Below are 18,247 nucleotides of genomic sequence, written 5' to 3'. Positions count from 1 at the left end.
TGTTACGCACTTTAAAGCTAGATAGTTAATAATACATCACATTTATATCCAAACTGTCTCTATCTCCAAAATTCACACTAAACGCAGCTTCTGTCGTTGCATTACCTCCGTAAACAGCACCCAATAGGTATTTAGCCAAATAAAAAACGCGATTTTCGGTTAGTAGCGATTGCCTCATGTTTCTGAAAAATAGTGTATTTCAGCTAAAGTTATACTAAAAACTTGTAGGAAACTTCTGCCTTTATATCTTTGTAACTTACTAATCCCCACAAACTTTAAAAAGATGAATCTTCGATTACTATTCTTAGTATCGCTATTACCCACTATTGCCTTTACCCAAGTAGGTATAAATACTACAGATCCCCAAGAAACTTTACATGTTAATGGCACAGCGCGTGTTTCAAACACATCTCAATTATCCGTTCAATCTACAAAATTGGGTGGATTGAGCTCCAATGGAACTGTTCGTGAAGTTGCAGTAGATCGAAACTTAATTCTAAAAGGTAACAGACTCAGCGCTAAGGCAGCAGCTGATTATACTTTTGGTGAGCTCCGCCTAAATGCAAAGGATCACGATAATTTGAATCTTTTAATTGACCCTAATTTAACTTTTCAAACCAACGCCGAACACGCAATTATTAGAATTTATAATACTTATAGAAATGGAGAAACTAAGATTACAGGAATTGTAGCAGGTTATCCAGGGCAAAGTATCTGGCTATACCCTCAAAATGGTAAGCTAGAACTTAAAGAAGGTGGAAACATCTTAATAAATAGAATTGAAAAAAATAAAGAAATGAAGGGTGAACAATGGTCAATGATCCATCTTGTTTATGATGGCGTATATAGCAAATGGATCATTATGTATCATCAGGGTTAAATTTTAGACCTTTTGTAAATTAAAAAAAATGCCCTGCAGATCGCAGGGCATTTTTTTGTGCCTTCCCTAGCTTCGAGTTTAAAAGTGTTGGCGATTGCTCAAGGTGCTTTAGCGCCTATAAGACGATTTAAAATACTTCAATAACACTGTATTGATCTTTTAATAATATAGGCTCGCAAAACCTTTTAAATAGCTTTTATCGTTTTCAAATTGAAAATAGCAATTCATTCAAAAAATAAATCGGCAATTAACTACTATAAACAGCACTACAGAATCGTAATGCACGAATTTATGACAGCCAAAAAAAATACCCTTCTCGCATTTAAAATGCAGGAAGGGTACTTTTTAATAATGAATAATATCTAATGAATAACTTAAGAATCGTTGTAATTGAACAGCTGGCATTGCCTACTGTTACTTACTATTTTAAGCCTCACCCGTTGGGCCAAAATTTAAAGGTATGGGCGGTTGCTCATAATCTTTTATTTCGCCGTGTGCGTTTTCAAAACGTTTAACATTGTCATTCAATGCCTTTAAAAACCGCTTAGCGTGTTGTGGCGTCAAGATAATTCTAGACTTCACTTTGCTCTTTGGAATTCCGGGCATAATGGTTACAAAATCCACCACAAACTCAGAAACTGAGTGATTGATTATAGCTAGGTTACTGTATATACCTTGTGCTACAGCTTCATCTAGCTCAATATTAATCTGGTTTTGTTTAGGTTGTTGTTTTTTTTGATCTGCCATTTTTTAAGATGTTAGATGTTAGATTTTAGACGTTAGCTTTCTTATAAAAAGAGGTCTAAAATAAAAAGGTGCGTTTCTGAAAACGCACCTTTTTTAAGATTAATTATAATTTACTTCCTGCTTTACGCGGTTCATTTCCTCTAGCTCTTGTTTAGAACCCACGATTATAGTGTCGTATCTACGCATACCGGTTCCGGCTGGTATTTTATGACCTACAATTACGTTTTCTTTCAAGCCTTCTAAGGTATCAACTTTACCGGCTACAGCCGCTTCGTTTAATACTTTGGTAGTTTCCTGGAAGGAAGCCGCAGAGATGAATGATTTAGTCTGTAACGATGCTCTCGTAATACCCTGAAGTACTGGCGTAGCTGTTGCAGTAACCACATCGCGTGCTTCTGCAAGTTCTTTATCGTTTCTTCTTAGTAAAGAGTTTTCATCACGTAATGTACGTGGTGAAAGAATCTGTCCTTCTTTCAAGTTTTCAGAATCACCTGCGTTGATTACAACCTTCATTCCGAAGATTTTATCGTTTTCTTCGATGAAATCGTCTTTATGAGCTAGTTGGTCTTCAAGGAAGGTAGTATCTCCCGGATCTTGAATTCTAACCTTACGCATCATTTGGCGAACAACCACCTCAAAGTGCTTGTCGTTAATCTTCACCCCTTGCAGACGGTAAACCTCCTGAACTTCGTTCACAAGATACTGCTGTACTGCTGAAGGGCCTTTAATACGAAGGATGTCTTCTGGAGTAATTGAACCATCAGAAAGTGGCATACCTGCACGAACGTAATCGTTTTCCTGAACTAGAATCTGGTTACTCAATTTCACCAAATACTTTTTCAATTCGCCTAATTTAGACTCAACGATAATTTCGCGGTTACCACGTTTAATTTTTCCGAAGGAAATTACACCGTCAATCTCGCTAACTACTGCTGGGTTTGATGGGTTACGCGCTTCAAAAAGTTCGGTAACTCGTGGAAGACCCCCTGTAATATCACCCGCTTTCGCAGACTTACGTGGAATTTTCACAAGAATTTTACCAATCTTAATTTTATCGCCATCGTCCACCATAATGTGAGCGCCAACAGGTAAGTTATAGCTACGGATAACTTCGTCTTTCTTCCCTAAAATTTGAAGGGTTGGAATACGTTTTTTATCTCTAGATTCTGAAATTACTTTTTCTTGGAAACCAGTTTGCTCATCAATTTCAACCTGATAGGTTATACCTTGAACAATGTTTTCGTATTTAATCTTTCCAGCAAATTCTGAAATAATTACACCGTTATATGGATCCCAAGAACAAACTACATCACCAGCAGTTAGGCTATCGCCATCTTTCGTATACAGTGTAGAACCGTAAGGAATGTTGTTGGTACTAAGTGTAATTCCTGTTTTCTTGTCAACAAGTTTTATTTCAGATGTACGAGAAATAACAATATCAATTGGTTTTCCTTGGTTATCTTCACCTTTAACGGTTTTAAGATCTTCGATCTCAGCTTTACCGTTAAATCTAACGACCAATTTGTTTTCTTCAGAAATGTTACCCGCAATACCTCCTACGTGGAACGTACGAAGTGTAAGCTGGGTTCCTGGTTCACCAATAGATTGTGCTGCAACAACACCAACAGCTTCACCGCGCTGAACCATTTTATTGGTAGCAAGGTTACGACCGTAGCACTGCGAACAGATACCTTTTTTAGCCTCGCAAGTAAGTGCAGAACGAACTTCTACTCTTTCTAATGGAGAGGCGGCAATTGCATCTGCTACTTCTTCGGAAATATGATCTCCAGAAGCAACAAGTAAGTCTTTGGTAAGTGGGTTAACAACATCGTTAAGCGCAGTACGCCCAACAATTCTGTCGCGAAGTGTTTCTACAATTTCTTCGTTTTTCTTTAAAGCCGAAACTTCAATACCACGAAGGGTGTAACAATCTTCGATATTAATAATAACATCTTGTGAAACATCTACCAATCTACGTGTTAGGTAACCTGCATCTGCTGTTTTAAGAGCCGTATCCGCAAGACCTTTACGCGCACCGTGTGTAGAGATAAAGTACTCAAGAATTGAAAGACCTTCCTTAAAGTTAGAAAGAATAGGGTTTTCAATAATTTCGCCTCCACCAGAGTTAGATTTTTTAGGCTTAGCCATCAAACCACGCATACCAGTTAACTGACGGATTTGTTCCTTAGAACCCCTCGCACCAGAATCAAGCATCATAAACACAGAGTTGAAACCTTGCTGATCTTCGCGAATACGCTTCATAGAAAGCTCGGTAAGTTCAGCGTTAGTTGCAGTCCAAATATCAATTACTTGGTTGTAACGTTCATTGTTTGTAATAAGACCCATGTTATAGCTATTGATAATACCATCCACTTGCGTGTTTGCATTATCAATCATGCTTTGTTTTTCTGCTGGGATAATAATATCACCAAGGCTGAAAGACAATCCACCTTCAAAAGAGTATTTATAACCTAGCGTTTTAATTTCATCAAGGAAGGCTGCAGTAACTGGAACTGAAGTTACTTTCAGAATTTTACCAATAATATCACGAAGTGATTTTTTGGTCAATACTTCATTTATGAAACCAGCTTCAACAGGAACTTTCTCGTTAAAGATTACTCTTCCTAAAGTGGTAGTAATAATTTGTTTTACCAATTCACCTTTATCATTAAAATCCATTGTACGGATTCTAATTTCGGCGTTCAAATCTACCATACCTTCATTGTAGGCAATAATAGCTTCTTCGGCTGAATAAAAAGTAAGACCTTCACCTTTCACAACAGTATCTCCCATTGTCTTTTTCAGTTTGGTCATATAATACAGACCCAAAACCATATCCTGTGAAGGAACCGCAACCGGCGAACCGTTTGCTGGGTTAAGAATGTTATGTGAAGCAAGCAATAAAAGCTGACATTCCAAAATAGCCTCTGGGCCAAGTGGAAGGTGAACTGCCATCTGGTCACCATCGAAATCCGCGTTAAATGCGGTACATACCAATGGGTGCAACTGGATTGCTTTTCCTTCAATTAATTTAGGCTGGAAAGCTTGTATACCAAGCCTGTGCAACGTTGGGGCCCGGTTAAGCATAACTGGGTGACCTTTCAATACATTTTCAAGAATATCCCAAACTACAGGCTCTTTTTTATCTATAATTTTCTTTGCAGATTTTACAGTTTTTACAATTCCTCTTTCAATCAATTTACGGATTACGAAAGGTTTGTAAAGCTCGGCAGCCATATCTTTTGGAATACCACATTCGAATAATTTCAATTCTGGTCCAACAACAATAACTGAACGTGCTGAATAATCTACACGTTTACCAAGCAAGTTTTGACGGAAACGACCTTGTTTTCCTTTCAATGAATCTGAAAGAGATTTCAACGGACGGTTGCTATCAGTTTTTACTGCTGAAGATTTACGCGTGTTATCAAACAATGAATCTACAGATTCTTGAAGCATACGCTTCTCGTTACGAAGAATTACTTCTGGAGCTTTAATCTCCATCAATCGCTTTAAACGGTTGTTACGAATAATTACACGACGGTATAAATCGTTCAAATCTGAAGTTGCGAAACGACCACCATCAAGCGGCACCAATGGACGTAATTCTGGTGGAATAACCGGAACTACTTTCATAATCATCCACTCGGCTTTGTTCTCGCGGTTTTTGTTTGCATCACGAAGTGCTTCTACAACTTGAAGACGCTTTAACGCTTCAGTTTTACGTTGTTTTGAAGTTTCGTTGTTTGCTTTATGACGAAGGTTATAAGACAACGTATTTAAATCGATTCTTTGTAAAAGATCGATCAAGCACTCTGCTCCCATCTTCGCAATAAATTTGTTTGGATCGCTATCTTCCAAATACTGGTTTTCCTGTGGAATTGTATCAAGAATTGCAAGATATTCTTCTTCAGTAAGGAAGTCCATTTTCTTAACAACTTCTCCACCTTCGTATTGTGCAATACCTGGTTGAATTACTACATAACGTTCGTAGTAAATAATCATATCTAATTTCTTAGAAGGCAATCCAAGAAGGTAACCAATTTTGTTTGGAAGACTACGGAAGTACCAAATGTGTGCTACAGGAACTACCAAATTGATATGCCCCACACGGTCACGACGTACTTTCTTTTCCGTTACTTCTACACCACAACGGTCACAAACAATACCTTTGTAGCGGATTCTTTTATATTTACCACAGGCACACTCATAATCCTTTACAGGACCAAAAATACGCTCACAGAAAAGACCGTCACGCTCTGGCTTGTGCGTACGGTAGTTGATTGTTTCGGGCTTTAGAACTTCACCACGTGATTCCGCCAAAATGGATTCAGGGGAAGCCAAACCAATAGAAATCTTGTCGAATTTCTGTACTGTGTTTTCTTTATTTCTGTTCATCATGATTTAAAATAAACTTTGTTGTTAAATGAGGCTTTAATTCCTCGGAAGAAATTTATGAAGATCCCTTCCGCCGAAGCGGAAGGGTTTCAATTATTCTTCTAATCTAATGTCAAGACCCAATCCTTTCAATTCGTGCATAAGTACGTTGAAAGATTCTGGTAATCCTGGTTCTGGCATGGACTCACCTTTTACGATTGCCTCGTAGGTTTTAGCCCTTCCAATAACATCATCAGATTTAACAGTCAATATTTCTCTAAGTGTGCTGGATGCACCGTATGCTTCCAAGGCCCAAACTTCCATCTCTCCAAAACGCTGACCACCAAATTGTGCTTTACCACCAAGCGGTTGTTGCGTAATAAGTGAGTACGGTCCAATGGAACGTGCGTGCATCTTATCGTCTACCATGTGGCCCAGTTTCAGCATATAGATTATACCTACAGTTGCAGGTTGATCAAAACGCTTTCCAGTTCCACCATCAAAAAGATAAGTATGTCCAAATCTTGGAATTCCAGCTTCATCAGTCAATTCATTGATCTGGTCTATAGTTGCACCGTCAAAAATTGGAGTTGCATATTTGCGACCTAATTTTTGTCCAGCCCATCCTAGTACCGTTTCATAAATCTGCCCAATGTTCATACGCGATGGTACCCCAAGTGGGTTCAACACGATATCTACAGGAGTTCCGTCTTCAAGGAAAGGCATATCTTCTTCACGTACAATACGTGCAACAATACCTTTGTTTCCGTGACGTCCCGCCATCTTGTCTCCTACTTTCAGTTTACGCTTTTTAGCGACGTAAACTTTGGCAAGTTTCAAAATTCCGGATGGAAGCTCATCTCCAACAGAGATAGTAAACTTCTCACGACGCAAGTTACCTTGAAGGTCGTTTTCCTTAATTTTATAGTTGTGCATTAAATCTGCAACCAACACGTTGGTTTCATCATCTGTAGTCCAAGTACCTCCAATTAAGTGGGTATAATCATCTACAGAATGAAGCATTTTTAATGTGAACTTTTTCCCTTTTGGGAATACAATTTCACCAAGGTCATTGTTTATACCTTGTGCAGTTTTTCCGCCAACAATAGTGAAAAGTTTTTCAACTAAAACATCTTGAAGAGCTATAAATTTAGCTTCGTATTTTGCTTCAAGTTCTGCGATGTCTTCTTTGTCTTTCGCACGTTTGCGTTTGTCTTTTACCGCACGGGCAAACAATTTCTTCTCAATTACAACACCGTGTAAAGATGGCGAAGCTTTAAGCGAAGCATCTTTTACATCTCCTGCTTTGTCACCAAAAATGGCACGAAGTAGTTTTTCTTCTGGCGTTGGATCGCTTTCTCCTTTTGGAGTAATCTTTCCGATAAGAATGTCGCCAGGTTTTACCTCGGCTCCGATTCTAATCATACCAGCTTCATCCAAATCTTTTGTAGCTTCTTCAGACACGTTTGGAATATCGTTCGTCAATTCTTCGTTACCTAATTTGGTATCTCGAACTTCCAATGAATACTCGTCAATGTGAATAGATGTGAAAATATCTTCACGAACTACTTTTTCAGAAATCACGATTGCATCCTCAAAGTTGTAACCTTTCCAAGGCATGAAGGCAACCTTCATGTTACGTCCTAGTGCAAGTTCTCCTTTTTCAGTAGCATAACCTTGACAAAGTACTTGTCCTTTTTTAACTCTGTCGCCTTTGCGAACAATAGGCTTCAAGTTAATAGATGTACTCTGGTTTGTTTTTCTGAATTTTACTAATTGATATGTTTTGTCGTCAGTATCAAAACTAACCATACGTTCATTTTCGGTACGGTCATATTTAATAGTGATTTCATTTGCATCTACATATTCTACAACACCATCTCCTTCAGCATTAATTAAAACACGACTATCTGAAGCAACTTGTCTTTCAAGACCAGTTCCAACGATTGGTGAGTCTGCAATTAATAAAGGTACAGCCTGACGCATCATATTTGAGCCCATCAGTGCACGGTTAGCATCATCGTGTTCCAAGAAAGGAATTAACGATGCCGAAATAGATGCAATTTGGTTTGGCGCAACATCTGCGTAATTTAGAATACTAGGATCAACCAATGGGAAATCGCCTTCCATTCGGGCAATTACCTTTTCTGCTTCAATTACACCTTTATCAGAAAGTGGAATGTTAGCTTGTGCAATGTGCTGATCTTCTTCTTCCTCTGCAGAAAGATAAATAGGAGCATGTTTCAAGTCTATTTTACCATCTACTACTTTACGATAAGGCGTTTCGATGAAACCTAGATTGTTCACTTTCGCATAAACCGCAAGTGAGGAAATCAAACCAATGTTTGGTCCTTCTGGAGTTTCAATCGGGCAAAGACGTCCGTAGTGTGTATAGTGAACATCACGAACCTCAAAACCTGCTCTTTCACGAGATAAACCTCCTGGTCCAAGAGCAGAAAGACGACGCTTGTGCGTAATCTCTGCCAATGGGTTGGTCTGGTCCATAAATTGTGAAAGCTGGTTGGTACCAAAAAATGAGTTAATAACTGAAGAAAGTGTCTTCGCGTTAATCAAATCTATTGGTGTAAATACCTCGTTGTCACGAACGTTCATACGCTCGCGGATGGTACGTGCCATACGGGCAAGACCAACACCAAACTGTTGAGACAATTGCTCCCCTACAGTACGTACACGACGGTTACTAAGGTGGTCAATATCATCAATCTCAGCTTTAGAGTTGATAAGCTCGATAAGATATTTTACTATGGTAATGATATCTTCCTTGGTAAGCACTTGCTTGTCCATTGGGATATCAAGACCCAGTTTTTTATTCATTCTGTAACGACCTACTTCACCAAGATTATATCTTTGGTCGCTGAAGAAAAGTTTGTGGATAATTCCACGAGCAGTTTCCTCATCTGGCGGCTCAGCGTTACGTAATTGTCTATAAATGTGCTCTACCGCCTCTTTTTCAGAGTTAGTAGGATCCTTTTGCAATGTATTGTGAATAATGGCGTAATCTGCCAATAAATTATCCTCTTTGTGCAACAAGATTGTTTTTGATCCAGAATCGATGATTTCATCAATGTGTTCTTTTTCAAGTACAGTATCACGGTCCAAAATAATTTCGTTACGCTCAATAGAAACTACCTCGCCAGTATCTTCATCTACGAAATCCTCGTGCCAAGTTTTTAGCACACGTGCGGCAAGTTTACGGCCAATGTATTTTTTAAGTCCTGTTTTTGAAGCTTTCACTTCTTCCGCAAGGTCAAATATTTCAAGAATATCCTTATCCCTTTCAAAACCAATGGCACGGAAAAGTGTAGTTACAGGTAACTTTTTCTTACGGTCAATGTACGCGTACATTACACTGTTAATATCTGTGGCAAACTCAATCCAGGAACCTTTAAAAGGAATTACACGAGCAGAGTATAGTTTAGTTCCGTTTGCGTGGAACGACTGGCCAAAGAATACACCAGGTGAACGGTGAAGTTGCGATACAACAACACGCTCAGCCCCATTAATGCAGAAAGTTCCGCTTGGGGTCATGTAAGGAATAGTACCGAGGTAAACATCCTGCACGATTGTTTCAAAATCTTCGTGCTCGGCATCTGTACAGTACAGTTTTAAACGCGCTTTAAGAGGCACGCTATAAGTAAGACCACGTTCAATACATTCCTGAATGGAGTATCTTGGTGGATCTACGAAATAGTCTAAAAACTCTAAAACGAATTGGTTTCGGGTATCGGTAATCGGGAAATTTTCCAAAAAGGTTTTGTATAATCCTTCTTGGCCTCTTTCTTCTGATTTGGTTTCCAACTGGAAAAAATCCTGAAAGGATTTAATCTGAATGTCCAAAAAGTCGGGATAATCCGGCTTATTTTTTACAGAGGAAAAATTCAATCTTTCAGTTTGCGTTGCTGACATCTATGGACGGAATTTTAATTAAAATAATAATGAAAATCGTATAAAAAAGGTGTTAACCATTATATACGCAAAATGGTTTAGGTCTTTCCGAAGTAAATTCGGAAGACCTAAACCTAAGGGTTTGGAACGTAGTGAGCTTACTTAAGCTCAACCTCAGCTCCAGCTTCTTCTAATTGTGCTTTTAAAGCCTCAGCTTCATCTTTAGATACACCTTCTTTTATTGGAGAAGGAGCACTATCAACCAATTCTTTTGCTTCTTTAAGACCAGCACCAGTTAATTCCTTAACTAGTTTTACAACTGCAAGTTTAGATGCACCAGCAGCTTTCAACATTACTGTGAATTCTGATTGCTCTTCAACTGCTTCTGCACCAGCACCACCACCAGCAGCAACAGCTACAGCTGCAGCAGCAGGCTCAATACCGTACTCGTCTTTTAATATTGTAGCTAACTCATTAACTTCTTTTACTGTTAGGTTAACCAATTTTTCTGCGAAATCTTTCAAATCTGCCATTTCTATCGTTTTTAAAAATAATTGTGTTTATATAAAATAATTAGTGCTAAATGAAATTTTATCCTTCTCTTTCGGATAAGGTTTTAACAAGTCCTGCGATTGTGTTACCACCACTCTTAAGAGCAGAAATAACGTTTTTAGCAGGTGATTGTAACAACCCGATAATTTCTCCAACAAGTTCGTCTTTAGATTTAAGTTCAACCAAGTTATCCAATTGATCGTCGCCAACGTAAATTGACTCTTGGATATAGGCTCCTTTTAAAAGCGGCTTATCAGATTTTTTTCTGAATTCTTTAATTACTTTGGCAGGTCCATTACCTGTTTCAGAGAACATTAAAGAAGTGTTTCCTTTAAGTATATCTGCTAATTCACCAAAGTCTTTATCAGAACTCTCCATTGCTTTTTTAAGCAATGTGTTCTTAACAACTGCTAACTGAATTCCTGCTTTGAAACAAGCACGACGAAGGTTAGTAGTACTCCCTGCATTAAGGCCTGAAATGTCTGCCAAATAAATGTTGGCATTATCAGACAACTGCGCAGTTAACGTTTCAATTACTTGTGATTTTTCTTCTCTTGTCATAATTTCCAGTTTTTACTGCTCAGAAAACCTTTTTGTGTCAATTTCAACACCTGGGCTCATGGTACTAGACATATAGATACTCTTTATGTATATTCCTTTTGCGGCCTGTGGCTTAAGTTTAACGAGGGTTGTTAATAATTCTCTTGCGTTTCCTGCAATTTTATCTGCATCAAAAGATGCTTTACCGATTGCTGCGTGTACAATACCAGTTTTATCCACTTTAAAGTCGATTTTACCAGCTTTTACATCAGAAACTGCTTTAGCAACGTCCATAGTTACTGTACCTGTTTTTGGGTTTGGCATAAGGCCACGTGGACCTAATATGCGTCCTAAAGGACCTAATTTACCCATTACACTTGGCATAGTTACAATTACGTCAACATCTGTCCATCCTCCTTTAATTTTGTCGAGGTACTCATCAAGACCTACGTAGTCTGCTCCTGCTTCTTTAGCTTCGGCCTCCTTATCTGGAGTAACCAATGCTAATACTTTAACGTCTTTACCTGTTCCGTGTGGAAGGGTTACAACGCCTCTAACCATTTGGTTCGCTTTACGTGGATCCACGTTAAGACGAATTGCAAGGTCAACTGAAGCATCAAACTTTACGCTGGTGATTTCTTTTATTAAAGCAGAAGCTTCAGCTACGGTATAGGTTCTATCCTCTACCTTAAGTTTAGCTTCCTTTTGCTTTTTAGTTAATTGTGCCATTTTATAGATTCTTTTTTAGATTAAAAAGGTGCATCACCTTTTAATTTAACTCCCATAGAACGTGCAGTACCAGCTACCATTTTCATAGCAGACTCAATAGTAAATGCATTAAGATCGGGCATTTTATCTTCCGCGATTGTCTTAATTTGATCCCAAGAGATTGTGGCTATTTTTTTTGCGTGTGGTTCACCGGAGCCTTTTTTTACTTTAGCAGCTTCTAGTATTTGTACCGCAGCGGGTGGAGTTTTAATAACAAAATCAAAAGATTTGTCTTTAAAAACTGTGATCGCTACTGGCAATACTTTTCCTTGCTTATCTTGAGTTCTAGCATTAAACTGCTTACAGAACTCCATGATGTTAACACCGGCAGCACCAAGAGCAGGTCCAACTGGTGGTGATGGATTAGCAGCACCTCCACGAACTTGCAACTTAACTACTTTACTGATTTCTTTTGCCATTTCTAATTTTTAATGTGGTCTATCAAAAGTGGAAGCCTCTGAAAAAACCTATTAAGCGTAACAATTAAACTTTTTCTACTTGCATATAACTTAATTCTAACGGTGTCTTTCTTCCGAAAATTTTCACCATTACCTCAAGCTTGCGTTTTTCTTCATTTATTTTTTCAACAGTACCGTTAAATCCATTAAATGGACCATCAATAACTTTTACTGTTTCGCCAGTAACGAAAGGTATATTAACGTTATCATCTTTTACTGACAACTCATCAACTTTACCTAACATTCTGTTTACTTCAGATTGTCTAAGTGGCACAGGATCTCCTCCTTTTACTTCACCTAAAAATCCAATAACACCGTTAATGGATTTTATGATGTGTGGAATTTCACCACCCAAATTAGCTTGAACCATGATATAACCAGGAAAGTAAACGCGTTCTTTGTTTACTTTTTTTCCGTTACGGATCTGTATTACTTTTTCAGTGGGTACGAGTACCTGATCAATATAATCTTCAAGCTCCAATCGTTTTATCTCAGATTCGATATACGATTTGATCTTGTTCTCCTGTCCACTAACTGAACGGACTACATACCACTTTTTTGTACTTATTGTTTCGGACATTTCTTACGACTTGATCCAGATGAAATATTGATCTACCACCCAGTGGAATACTGTATCTACTCCCCAAACTGCTAAGGCTAATAGAACTGAAAACACTGCTACAATAACTGTTAGCTTCTGTGCTTCTGCCCATGGAGTCCAGGTAACGTGATTTTTAAGTTCTTTATACGATTCTGTAATATAGTTTACCATTTTGTCGCAGTATTAATTTTGGGTTTTTCTGAAATTTTTGGCTCGTGCTAAGCTTTTCAGAAAAAATATGTTTTTTGCACGGGTTGGGAGACTCGAACTCACGACACCTGGTTTTGGAGACCAGTGCTCTACCAACTGAGCTAAACCCGTATATAAGGATTAGCACAATTAATTGCAGTACGCTAAACCCGTTATAAAAGCCAAGGTATCCCGAAGTAAATTCGGGACACCCAGTGCTTTTAATTATATGATAATTAGTCTAAAATTTCAGTAACCTGACCTGCACCTACAGTACGTCCACCTTCACGAATCGCGAAACGAAGACCTACGTTCATTGCAATAGCTTGAAGCAACTCAACGTGAATAGTTAAGTTATCACCAGGCATAACCATTTCAACACCATCAGGAAGCATAATTGTTCCAGTTACGTCAGTTGTACGAACGTAAAACTGTGGACGGTAGTTATTATGGAATGGAGTGTGACGTCCACCTTCTTCTTTCTTAAGGATATAAACCTCAGCTTTGAATTTAGCGTGTGGAGTTACAGATCCTTTTTTACAGATAACCATACCACGACTGATATCAGATTTCTCTATACCTCTTAGTAGGATACCTACGTTATCTCCTGCTTCACCTCTATCAAGAATTTTACGGAACATTTCAACTCCAGTAATTGTAGAAGTTAATTTTTCAGCACCCATACCAATGATGTCAACAACATCACCTGTGTTTGCTATACCGGTTTCAATACGGCCTGTTGCAACAGTACCACGACCAGTAATAGAGAATACATCTTCAATAGGCATTAGGAAAGGCTTATCAACATCACGAACAGGAAGTTCGATCCATACATCTACCTCAGCCATTAATTTCAATACAGTATCAACCCATTTTTGCTCACCGTTAAGTGCGCCAAGAGCTGAACCTTGTACTACAGGTCCATTATCACCATCATACTCGTAAAAGTTAAGAAGGTCACGAATTTCCATTTCTACTAGCTCAAGTAATTCCTCATCATCAACCATATCCACTTTATTCATGAATACAACGATACGTGGAATACCTACCTGGCGACCAAGAAGGATGTGTTCGCGTGTTTGTGGCATTGGTCCATCTGTTGAAGCAACAACAAGAATAGCACCGTCCATTTGGGCAGCACCAGTAACCATGTTTTTTACGTAATCCGCGTGACCAGGACAGTCAACGTGTGCGTAATGACGATTAGCAGTTTGGTACTCAACGTGTGAAGAGTTAATTGTAATACCTCTTTCTTTTTCTTCTGGAGCGTTATCAATTTGATCAAATGATCTGGCTTCTGAAAAACCAGCATCAGCCATTACTTTGGTAATAGCTGCGGTTAAAGTTGTTTTACCGTGATCTACGTGTCCAATTGTACCTATGTTTAAGTGAGGTTTTGACCGATCGAATGTTTCTTTTGCCATTTTGTATTAATTTTAATCTTAGTTATATATTAGTGTTCAATTGCTTTCACAACTCGAGCCAATGATGGGAATTGAACCCATGACCTCTTCCTTACCAAGGAAACGCTCTACCCCTGAGCTACACCGGCGTAAAGTATTTAATCTTTTCCTTTTAGAAAAGGACGAGATCCCTGCCTTCGCAGGAATTTAGAGCGGGAGACCGGGTTCGAACCGGCGACATTCAGCTTGGAAGGCTGACGCTCTACCAACTGAGCTACTCCCGCATTTTTAATTCTGAAAAATCAGAATCTTGGATTTCATTATTTCAATTACTCCGTTTTCTCTGTTGAGAAAATTGATGTGGGGAGAGCAGGATTCGAACCTGCGAAGACGTAGTCAGCAGATTTACAGTCTGCCCTCGTTGGCCGCTTGAGTATCTCCCCGATTAGGAATCTCCAAAAAAGAAATTCCAAATTTTCAATATTTCAAAAATCCTTATTCAGAATCTTTAGAGCCGATAGAGGGACTCGAACCCACGACCTGCTGATTACAAATCAGCTGCTCTAGCCAGCTGAGCTACATCGGCTTTTTGATCTCTTTTTCGGGCTATATTTTAGCCATAAAAAAGTCCGCTATTTCTAACGGACTGCAAATGTAGAGAATTTATTTTTTCTACAAAACTTTTTCTAAAAAATATTACTATAAATATGCTTTTTCTTTTTGTTTCCTTTTTTTAAGTTGGCGCTCCAAAGTCTTAACAACTTCATCTGTAGCTTCTTCAAAAGTTCTGGCTTCTTTCTTAACCATCACCTCATCTCCTGGAATACTTAGCAATACTTCAACAATTTTATTTTCTTTCTCGCGTGTTTTCTGCACTTTTAAAAACACATCCGCAAAAACTATCCTATCGTAGAAGTGTTCCAGTTTCAATAATTTCTTTTCAACAAATACCAAAAGTTCATCCTTGGCAGCAAAATTGGGGGTTTGCACGTTTACTCTCATATTATATAATTTTAAAAGTTTAAATACTAAGTATTTTTATACCATACACCTCTTTTTGTTAGTTTTAGTTTCTAGGGTGAGCGTTTTTATAAACCTCTTTCAATTTAGCTATGCTATTTTGTGTGTAAACTTGTGTGGAAGCAAGACTGGAATGTCCCAACAACTCCTTTACCGCATTTATATCTGCTCCTTCATTTAAAAGATGTGTTGCAAAAGAATGCCGCAAAATATGCGGACTTTTCTTCACCTTTTCTGAAGTTTTACTAAAGTATGAATTAATAATCCGATAGACAAGATTTTCGTAGATTTTAACCCCCTTTTGGGTAAGAAACAAATATTCTGAATCTTTACTATTTTCAAGTTCATTCCTAAAAGGAAGATATTCTGTAATAGTTGCCAAAACCGTAGGCAAAAGTGGAATAATGCGCTCTTTGCTTCTTTTTCCTAAAACCTTGATTGTTTTTTGAGCGAAAGATACATCGTTCAATTTTACATTAATCAGCTCTGCCCTACGCACGCCAGTAGAATAAAACAATTCTACTATTAAGCGGTCGCGTAATCCTTCAAAATCTTTTTCCGTTGAAAGCAACTCCATAACATTTCCTATTTCATTTTCTGAAAATGGAACTTGAATTTTTTTGGAGGTTTTCAACGCTTTGTGTTTCGCCAAAGGATTCACTTCAATCTGTGCCGTTTTCAGCAGAAATTTATAATAGGTTTTAAGTGAAGAAATTTTTCGGTTTACCGTGCGGTTAGAAATGCCCGAATCTACGAGTGAAACAACCCAACTACGAACAATGGAATAATTTACAGTTACAATATTAGCATATTGAAATTCTTCCGAAGCAAACGTTTCAAAATCCTGCAAATCTCTTAAATAAGCAGTCACCGTATGTGGCGAATACTTTTTTTCAAGTTGCAAATAGTCTATGAAGGCTTGGAAGGACATTTTTTCGGTTATCTGTTATCTGTTATCTGGAACATTACAAAATAACTCAATAACCCATTAACGCAATAATTTTTACCCATAAAAAAATCCGTTGGAATAAATTCCAACGGATTTTTAGTTTCTATTTTCAAAAAAGAAATACTAGATTTCTTCCTGATCTCTTAAGTTCTGAATGTATTGAGCTTTTTGCATTTGTGCTCTTTTCTTAACAGATGGCTTCGAAAAAGCTTGTCTAGAACGCAACTGGCGCATAGTTCCTGTACGATCAAATTTACGTTTGAAACGCTTCAGGGCTCTGTCGATATTTTCTCCGTCTTTAACTGGTATAATTAACATAGTGTCATCACCTCCTCTCTTTAGGACGGCAAAAGTATAAAAAAGTATTTAGTTTTCAGTAATCAGTATTCAATTTTTTTAATAAAAATTATTCTTTATATAAAGAAGCACGTTTACTCAAGTCCTGAATTAGCTTCTCCTCTTCTTTACTCTCCAGCAATACGTTGTAATTCTTCCAAAACGACTCATTGTATGGTTTGCTAGAAAATATATCTGCAGACCAATCATTTTGTTGTAATTCTTGGTTTATTAATTCCGGATCTTGAATTATATCACTGAATAATATTTCCTGAATGGTGTAATAATATTGTTCGTCTTTATCAAATCCTGGCTCTGCTTCAGTTTTCACTCTTTCTGAAGATCGATCACCCGTGTTTACAAGCTTTGGAGTTTCGTAGTAAATATAGTTGGGATACATCTTTCCGTCGTATTCCATATACGTTATAACGAGTTTGTGGATAGTTTGAGAATCAAACAGGCTTTTACTGCGCTTTTTCTGAACATCAGAAGCCGCTACAAGTTCGTATTCCACCTTTTTAATAGCGTAGTTGTCGTAATAAATATAAATCCACCCTTTTGGCTCAAAACCTTCATTGTAGATGTTTGGAGTATTTAATCCTACAAAATCTGCACCTTTAGAAATTTTAATTTTATAAAGCTTTCTTCCGTTATCCACCAAGATAGTGTCTAAAGTAAACTGTTGCTTTTCAAAAATATTTTTCCCTAATAAGGCACCCGTAACATTCGAATTTCGAACTAAATTAAGTTTTCCTTTAAAAAGATTTTCCAAGCCGTTAACTCTGCTATCATTCCATTTTATGGCATCTACCAACGATTTCGTTTTTACTGAATTTCTACTTACCGTTCCAGTTTTCATCCCTTTACTTTTAAGAAATGCCGAATAGGTAAACAAACTATCCACATCTCTTAAATCGTAGCTTTTGCGGTTTTCGTCAACGTTAATCTTTAGGTTATTTTTCGCGCCAGCGGCATAACTAGAATCATACAAAGTGATGGCGCTTTCAACAAGCCACTTGTATTCTTTTTTATTGCGCTCTTTGTGACGTAAAAAACCTTTTTGAAGATAAGCTTGCTCGGGCAAATTACTTGGTAGTTTTTCAATGGCTTTCGCTACAATGCCGTTACCAGTAGTAGGTCGTGGATCTGCAATTATCACTACTTCATCTAAGGAGGCTACATCTTCTTCTAAAAAAATATCGGAGCCGTTTTCAAATTCACTAATTAATACATTGAAGCTTTTATAACCAATAGACGAAATTACCAACGTATCATTCAAATATTGCTGCGGAACTTTTAAAACGAAGTTTCCATCTGCATTTGTTATTGAACCCGTGGTAGTATTTTTTATGTAAACACTTGCGCTTTCAATGGGTTGATACGTTAAGAAATCTGCAACCTTTCCTTTTAGTTCGCTTTGGGCGAAGGTGGTGGCACCGATAAAAAAAATAACTAATGTGAGTAATTGGCTTTTATTGAAATACTTCATTTTTAAAGTTAGGTTTAAATTTTAGGTGAATA

General features: G+C 37.8%; 16 protein-coding genes and 5 tRNA genes. 1 reads left to right on the top strand and 20 read right to left on the bottom strand.

All coding sequences use genetic code 11. From position 1 onward, the window contains the following. Positions 1-25 precede the first annotated feature (25 nt). On the bottom strand, positions 26-178 hold the full coding sequence (locus tag AC3RVF_RS10480; protein WP_489693336.1) for a hypothetical protein: 153 nt from the start codon (positions 176-178) through the stop codon (positions 26-28). A gap of 105 nt (positions 179-283) precedes the next feature. On the opposite strand from AC3RVF_RS10480, the gene AC3RVF_RS10475 reads away from it, so the two are divergent. After that, positions 284-880, top strand: a complete 597-nt coding sequence (locus AC3RVF_RS10475) for a hypothetical protein (RefSeq protein WP_489691588.1) — start codon at positions 284-286, stop codon at positions 878-880. A gap of 426 nt (positions 881-1,306) precedes the next feature. On the opposite strand, the gene AC3RVF_RS10470 is transcribed toward AC3RVF_RS10475, so the two are convergent. The 19 genes from AC3RVF_RS10470 to AC3RVF_RS10380 all read right to left on the bottom strand — a co-directional run bounded on the left by AC3RVF_RS10470 (position 1,307) and on the right by AC3RVF_RS10380 (position 18,215). Continuing rightward, positions 1,307-1,627, bottom strand: coding sequence for a DUF3467 domain-containing protein (locus AC3RVF_RS10470; protein WP_489691587.1), 321 nt, complete (start codon positions 1,625-1,627; stop codon positions 1,307-1,309). Between the two features lie 99 nt (positions 1,628-1,726). Then, positions 1,727-6,025, bottom strand: coding sequence for a DNA-directed RNA polymerase subunit beta' (gene rpoC, locus AC3RVF_RS10465; protein WP_489693341.1), 4,299 nt, complete (start codon positions 6,023-6,025; stop codon positions 1,727-1,729). 93 nt (positions 6,026-6,118) lie between these two features. After that, positions 6,119-9,931, bottom strand: a complete 3,813-nt coding sequence (gene rpoB / locus AC3RVF_RS10460) for a DNA-directed RNA polymerase subunit beta (RefSeq protein ID WP_489691586.1) — start codon at positions 9,929-9,931, stop codon at positions 6,119-6,121. A gap of 137 nt (positions 9,932-10,068) precedes the next feature. Continuing rightward, positions 10,069-10,443 carry a 50S ribosomal protein L7/L12 gene (gene rplL / locus AC3RVF_RS10455; RefSeq protein WP_489691585.1) on the bottom strand — a complete coding sequence of 125 codons (375 nt, stop codon included), beginning with the start codon at positions 10,441-10,443 and terminating at the stop codon, positions 10,069-10,071. Positions 10,444-10,501: 58 nt separating this feature from the next. Next, positions 10,502-11,023 carry a 50S ribosomal protein L10 gene (gene rplJ, locus AC3RVF_RS10450; protein WP_489691584.1) on the bottom strand — a complete coding sequence of 174 codons (522 nt, stop codon included), beginning with the start codon at positions 11,021-11,023 and terminating at the stop codon, positions 10,502-10,504. Positions 11,024-11,035: 12 nt separating this feature from the next. Then, positions 11,036-11,731 (bottom strand): 50S ribosomal protein L1, encoded by a 696-nt coding sequence (gene rplA / locus AC3RVF_RS10445; protein WP_489691583.1) that lies wholly within the window; start codon positions 11,729-11,731, stop codon positions 11,036-11,038. 20 nt (positions 11,732-11,751) lie between these two features. Then, entirely contained in the window at positions 11,752-12,189 is a 438-nt protein-coding gene (gene rplK / locus AC3RVF_RS10440; protein ID WP_489693335.1) for a 50S ribosomal protein L11, read from the bottom strand. 64 nt (positions 12,190-12,253) lie between these two features. Then, positions 12,254-12,808: a transcription termination/antitermination protein NusG gene (nusG, locus tag AC3RVF_RS10435; RefSeq protein ID WP_489693334.1), complete on the bottom strand. Its 555-nt coding sequence runs from the start codon at positions 12,806-12,808 to the stop codon at positions 12,254-12,256. Positions 12,809-12,811: 3 nt separating this feature from the next. Beyond that, positions 12,812-13,000 (bottom strand): preprotein translocase subunit SecE, encoded by a 189-nt coding sequence (gene secE / locus AC3RVF_RS10430; protein ID WP_489691580.1) that lies wholly within the window; start codon positions 12,998-13,000, stop codon positions 12,812-12,814. Between the two features lie 77 nt (positions 13,001-13,077). After that, positions 13,078-13,150 (bottom strand) — tRNA-Trp (locus tag AC3RVF_RS10425). Between the two features lie 104 nt (positions 13,151-13,254). Further along, on the bottom strand, positions 13,255-14,442 hold the full coding sequence (tuf, locus tag AC3RVF_RS10420) for an elongation factor Tu (RefSeq protein WP_489691579.1): 1,188 nt from the start codon (positions 14,440-14,442) through the stop codon (positions 13,255-13,257). A gap of 56 nt (positions 14,443-14,498) precedes the next feature. After that, a tRNA-Thr gene (locus AC3RVF_RS10415) sits at positions 14,499-14,570 on the bottom strand. Between the two features lie 62 nt (positions 14,571-14,632). Next, positions 14,633-14,705: transfer RNA gene (locus tag AC3RVF_RS10410), tRNA-Gly, on the bottom strand. A 77-nt stretch (positions 14,706-14,782) separates the two neighbouring features. Beyond that, a tRNA-Tyr gene (locus tag AC3RVF_RS10405) sits at positions 14,783-14,864 on the bottom strand. Between the two features lie 69 nt (positions 14,865-14,933). Further along, positions 14,934-15,007 (bottom strand) — tRNA-Thr (locus AC3RVF_RS10400). A gap of 113 nt (positions 15,008-15,120) precedes the next feature. Beyond that, positions 15,121-15,423 carry a ribosome hibernation-promoting factor, HPF/YfiA family gene (gene hpf / locus AC3RVF_RS10395; RefSeq protein WP_489691578.1) on the bottom strand — a complete coding sequence of 101 codons (303 nt, stop codon included), beginning with the start codon at positions 15,421-15,423 and terminating at the stop codon, positions 15,121-15,123. Positions 15,424-15,487: 64 nt separating this feature from the next. Next, on the bottom strand, positions 15,488-16,372 hold the full coding sequence (locus AC3RVF_RS10390; protein WP_489691577.1) for a tyrosine-type recombinase/integrase: 885 nt from the start codon (positions 16,370-16,372) through the stop codon (positions 15,488-15,490). A gap of 141 nt (positions 16,373-16,513) precedes the next feature. Then, a complete protein-coding gene (gene rpsU / locus AC3RVF_RS10385) occupies positions 16,514-16,708 on the bottom strand; it encodes a 30S ribosomal protein S21 (RefSeq protein ID WP_489691576.1) in 195 nt (64 codons plus the stop codon). 88 nt (positions 16,709-16,796) lie between these two features. Then, positions 16,797-18,215, bottom strand: a complete 1,419-nt coding sequence (locus AC3RVF_RS10380) for a carboxypeptidase-like regulatory domain-containing protein (RefSeq protein ID WP_489691575.1) — start codon at positions 18,213-18,215, stop codon at positions 16,797-16,799. Positions 18,216-18,247 lie beyond the last annotated feature (32 nt).

This window comes from Aequorivita sp. IT1183 (genome assembly GCF_058068265.1).
The sequence above is the reverse complement of the archived record's forward strand: the minus strand, read 5'-3'. Positions and strand labels throughout refer to the sequence as shown.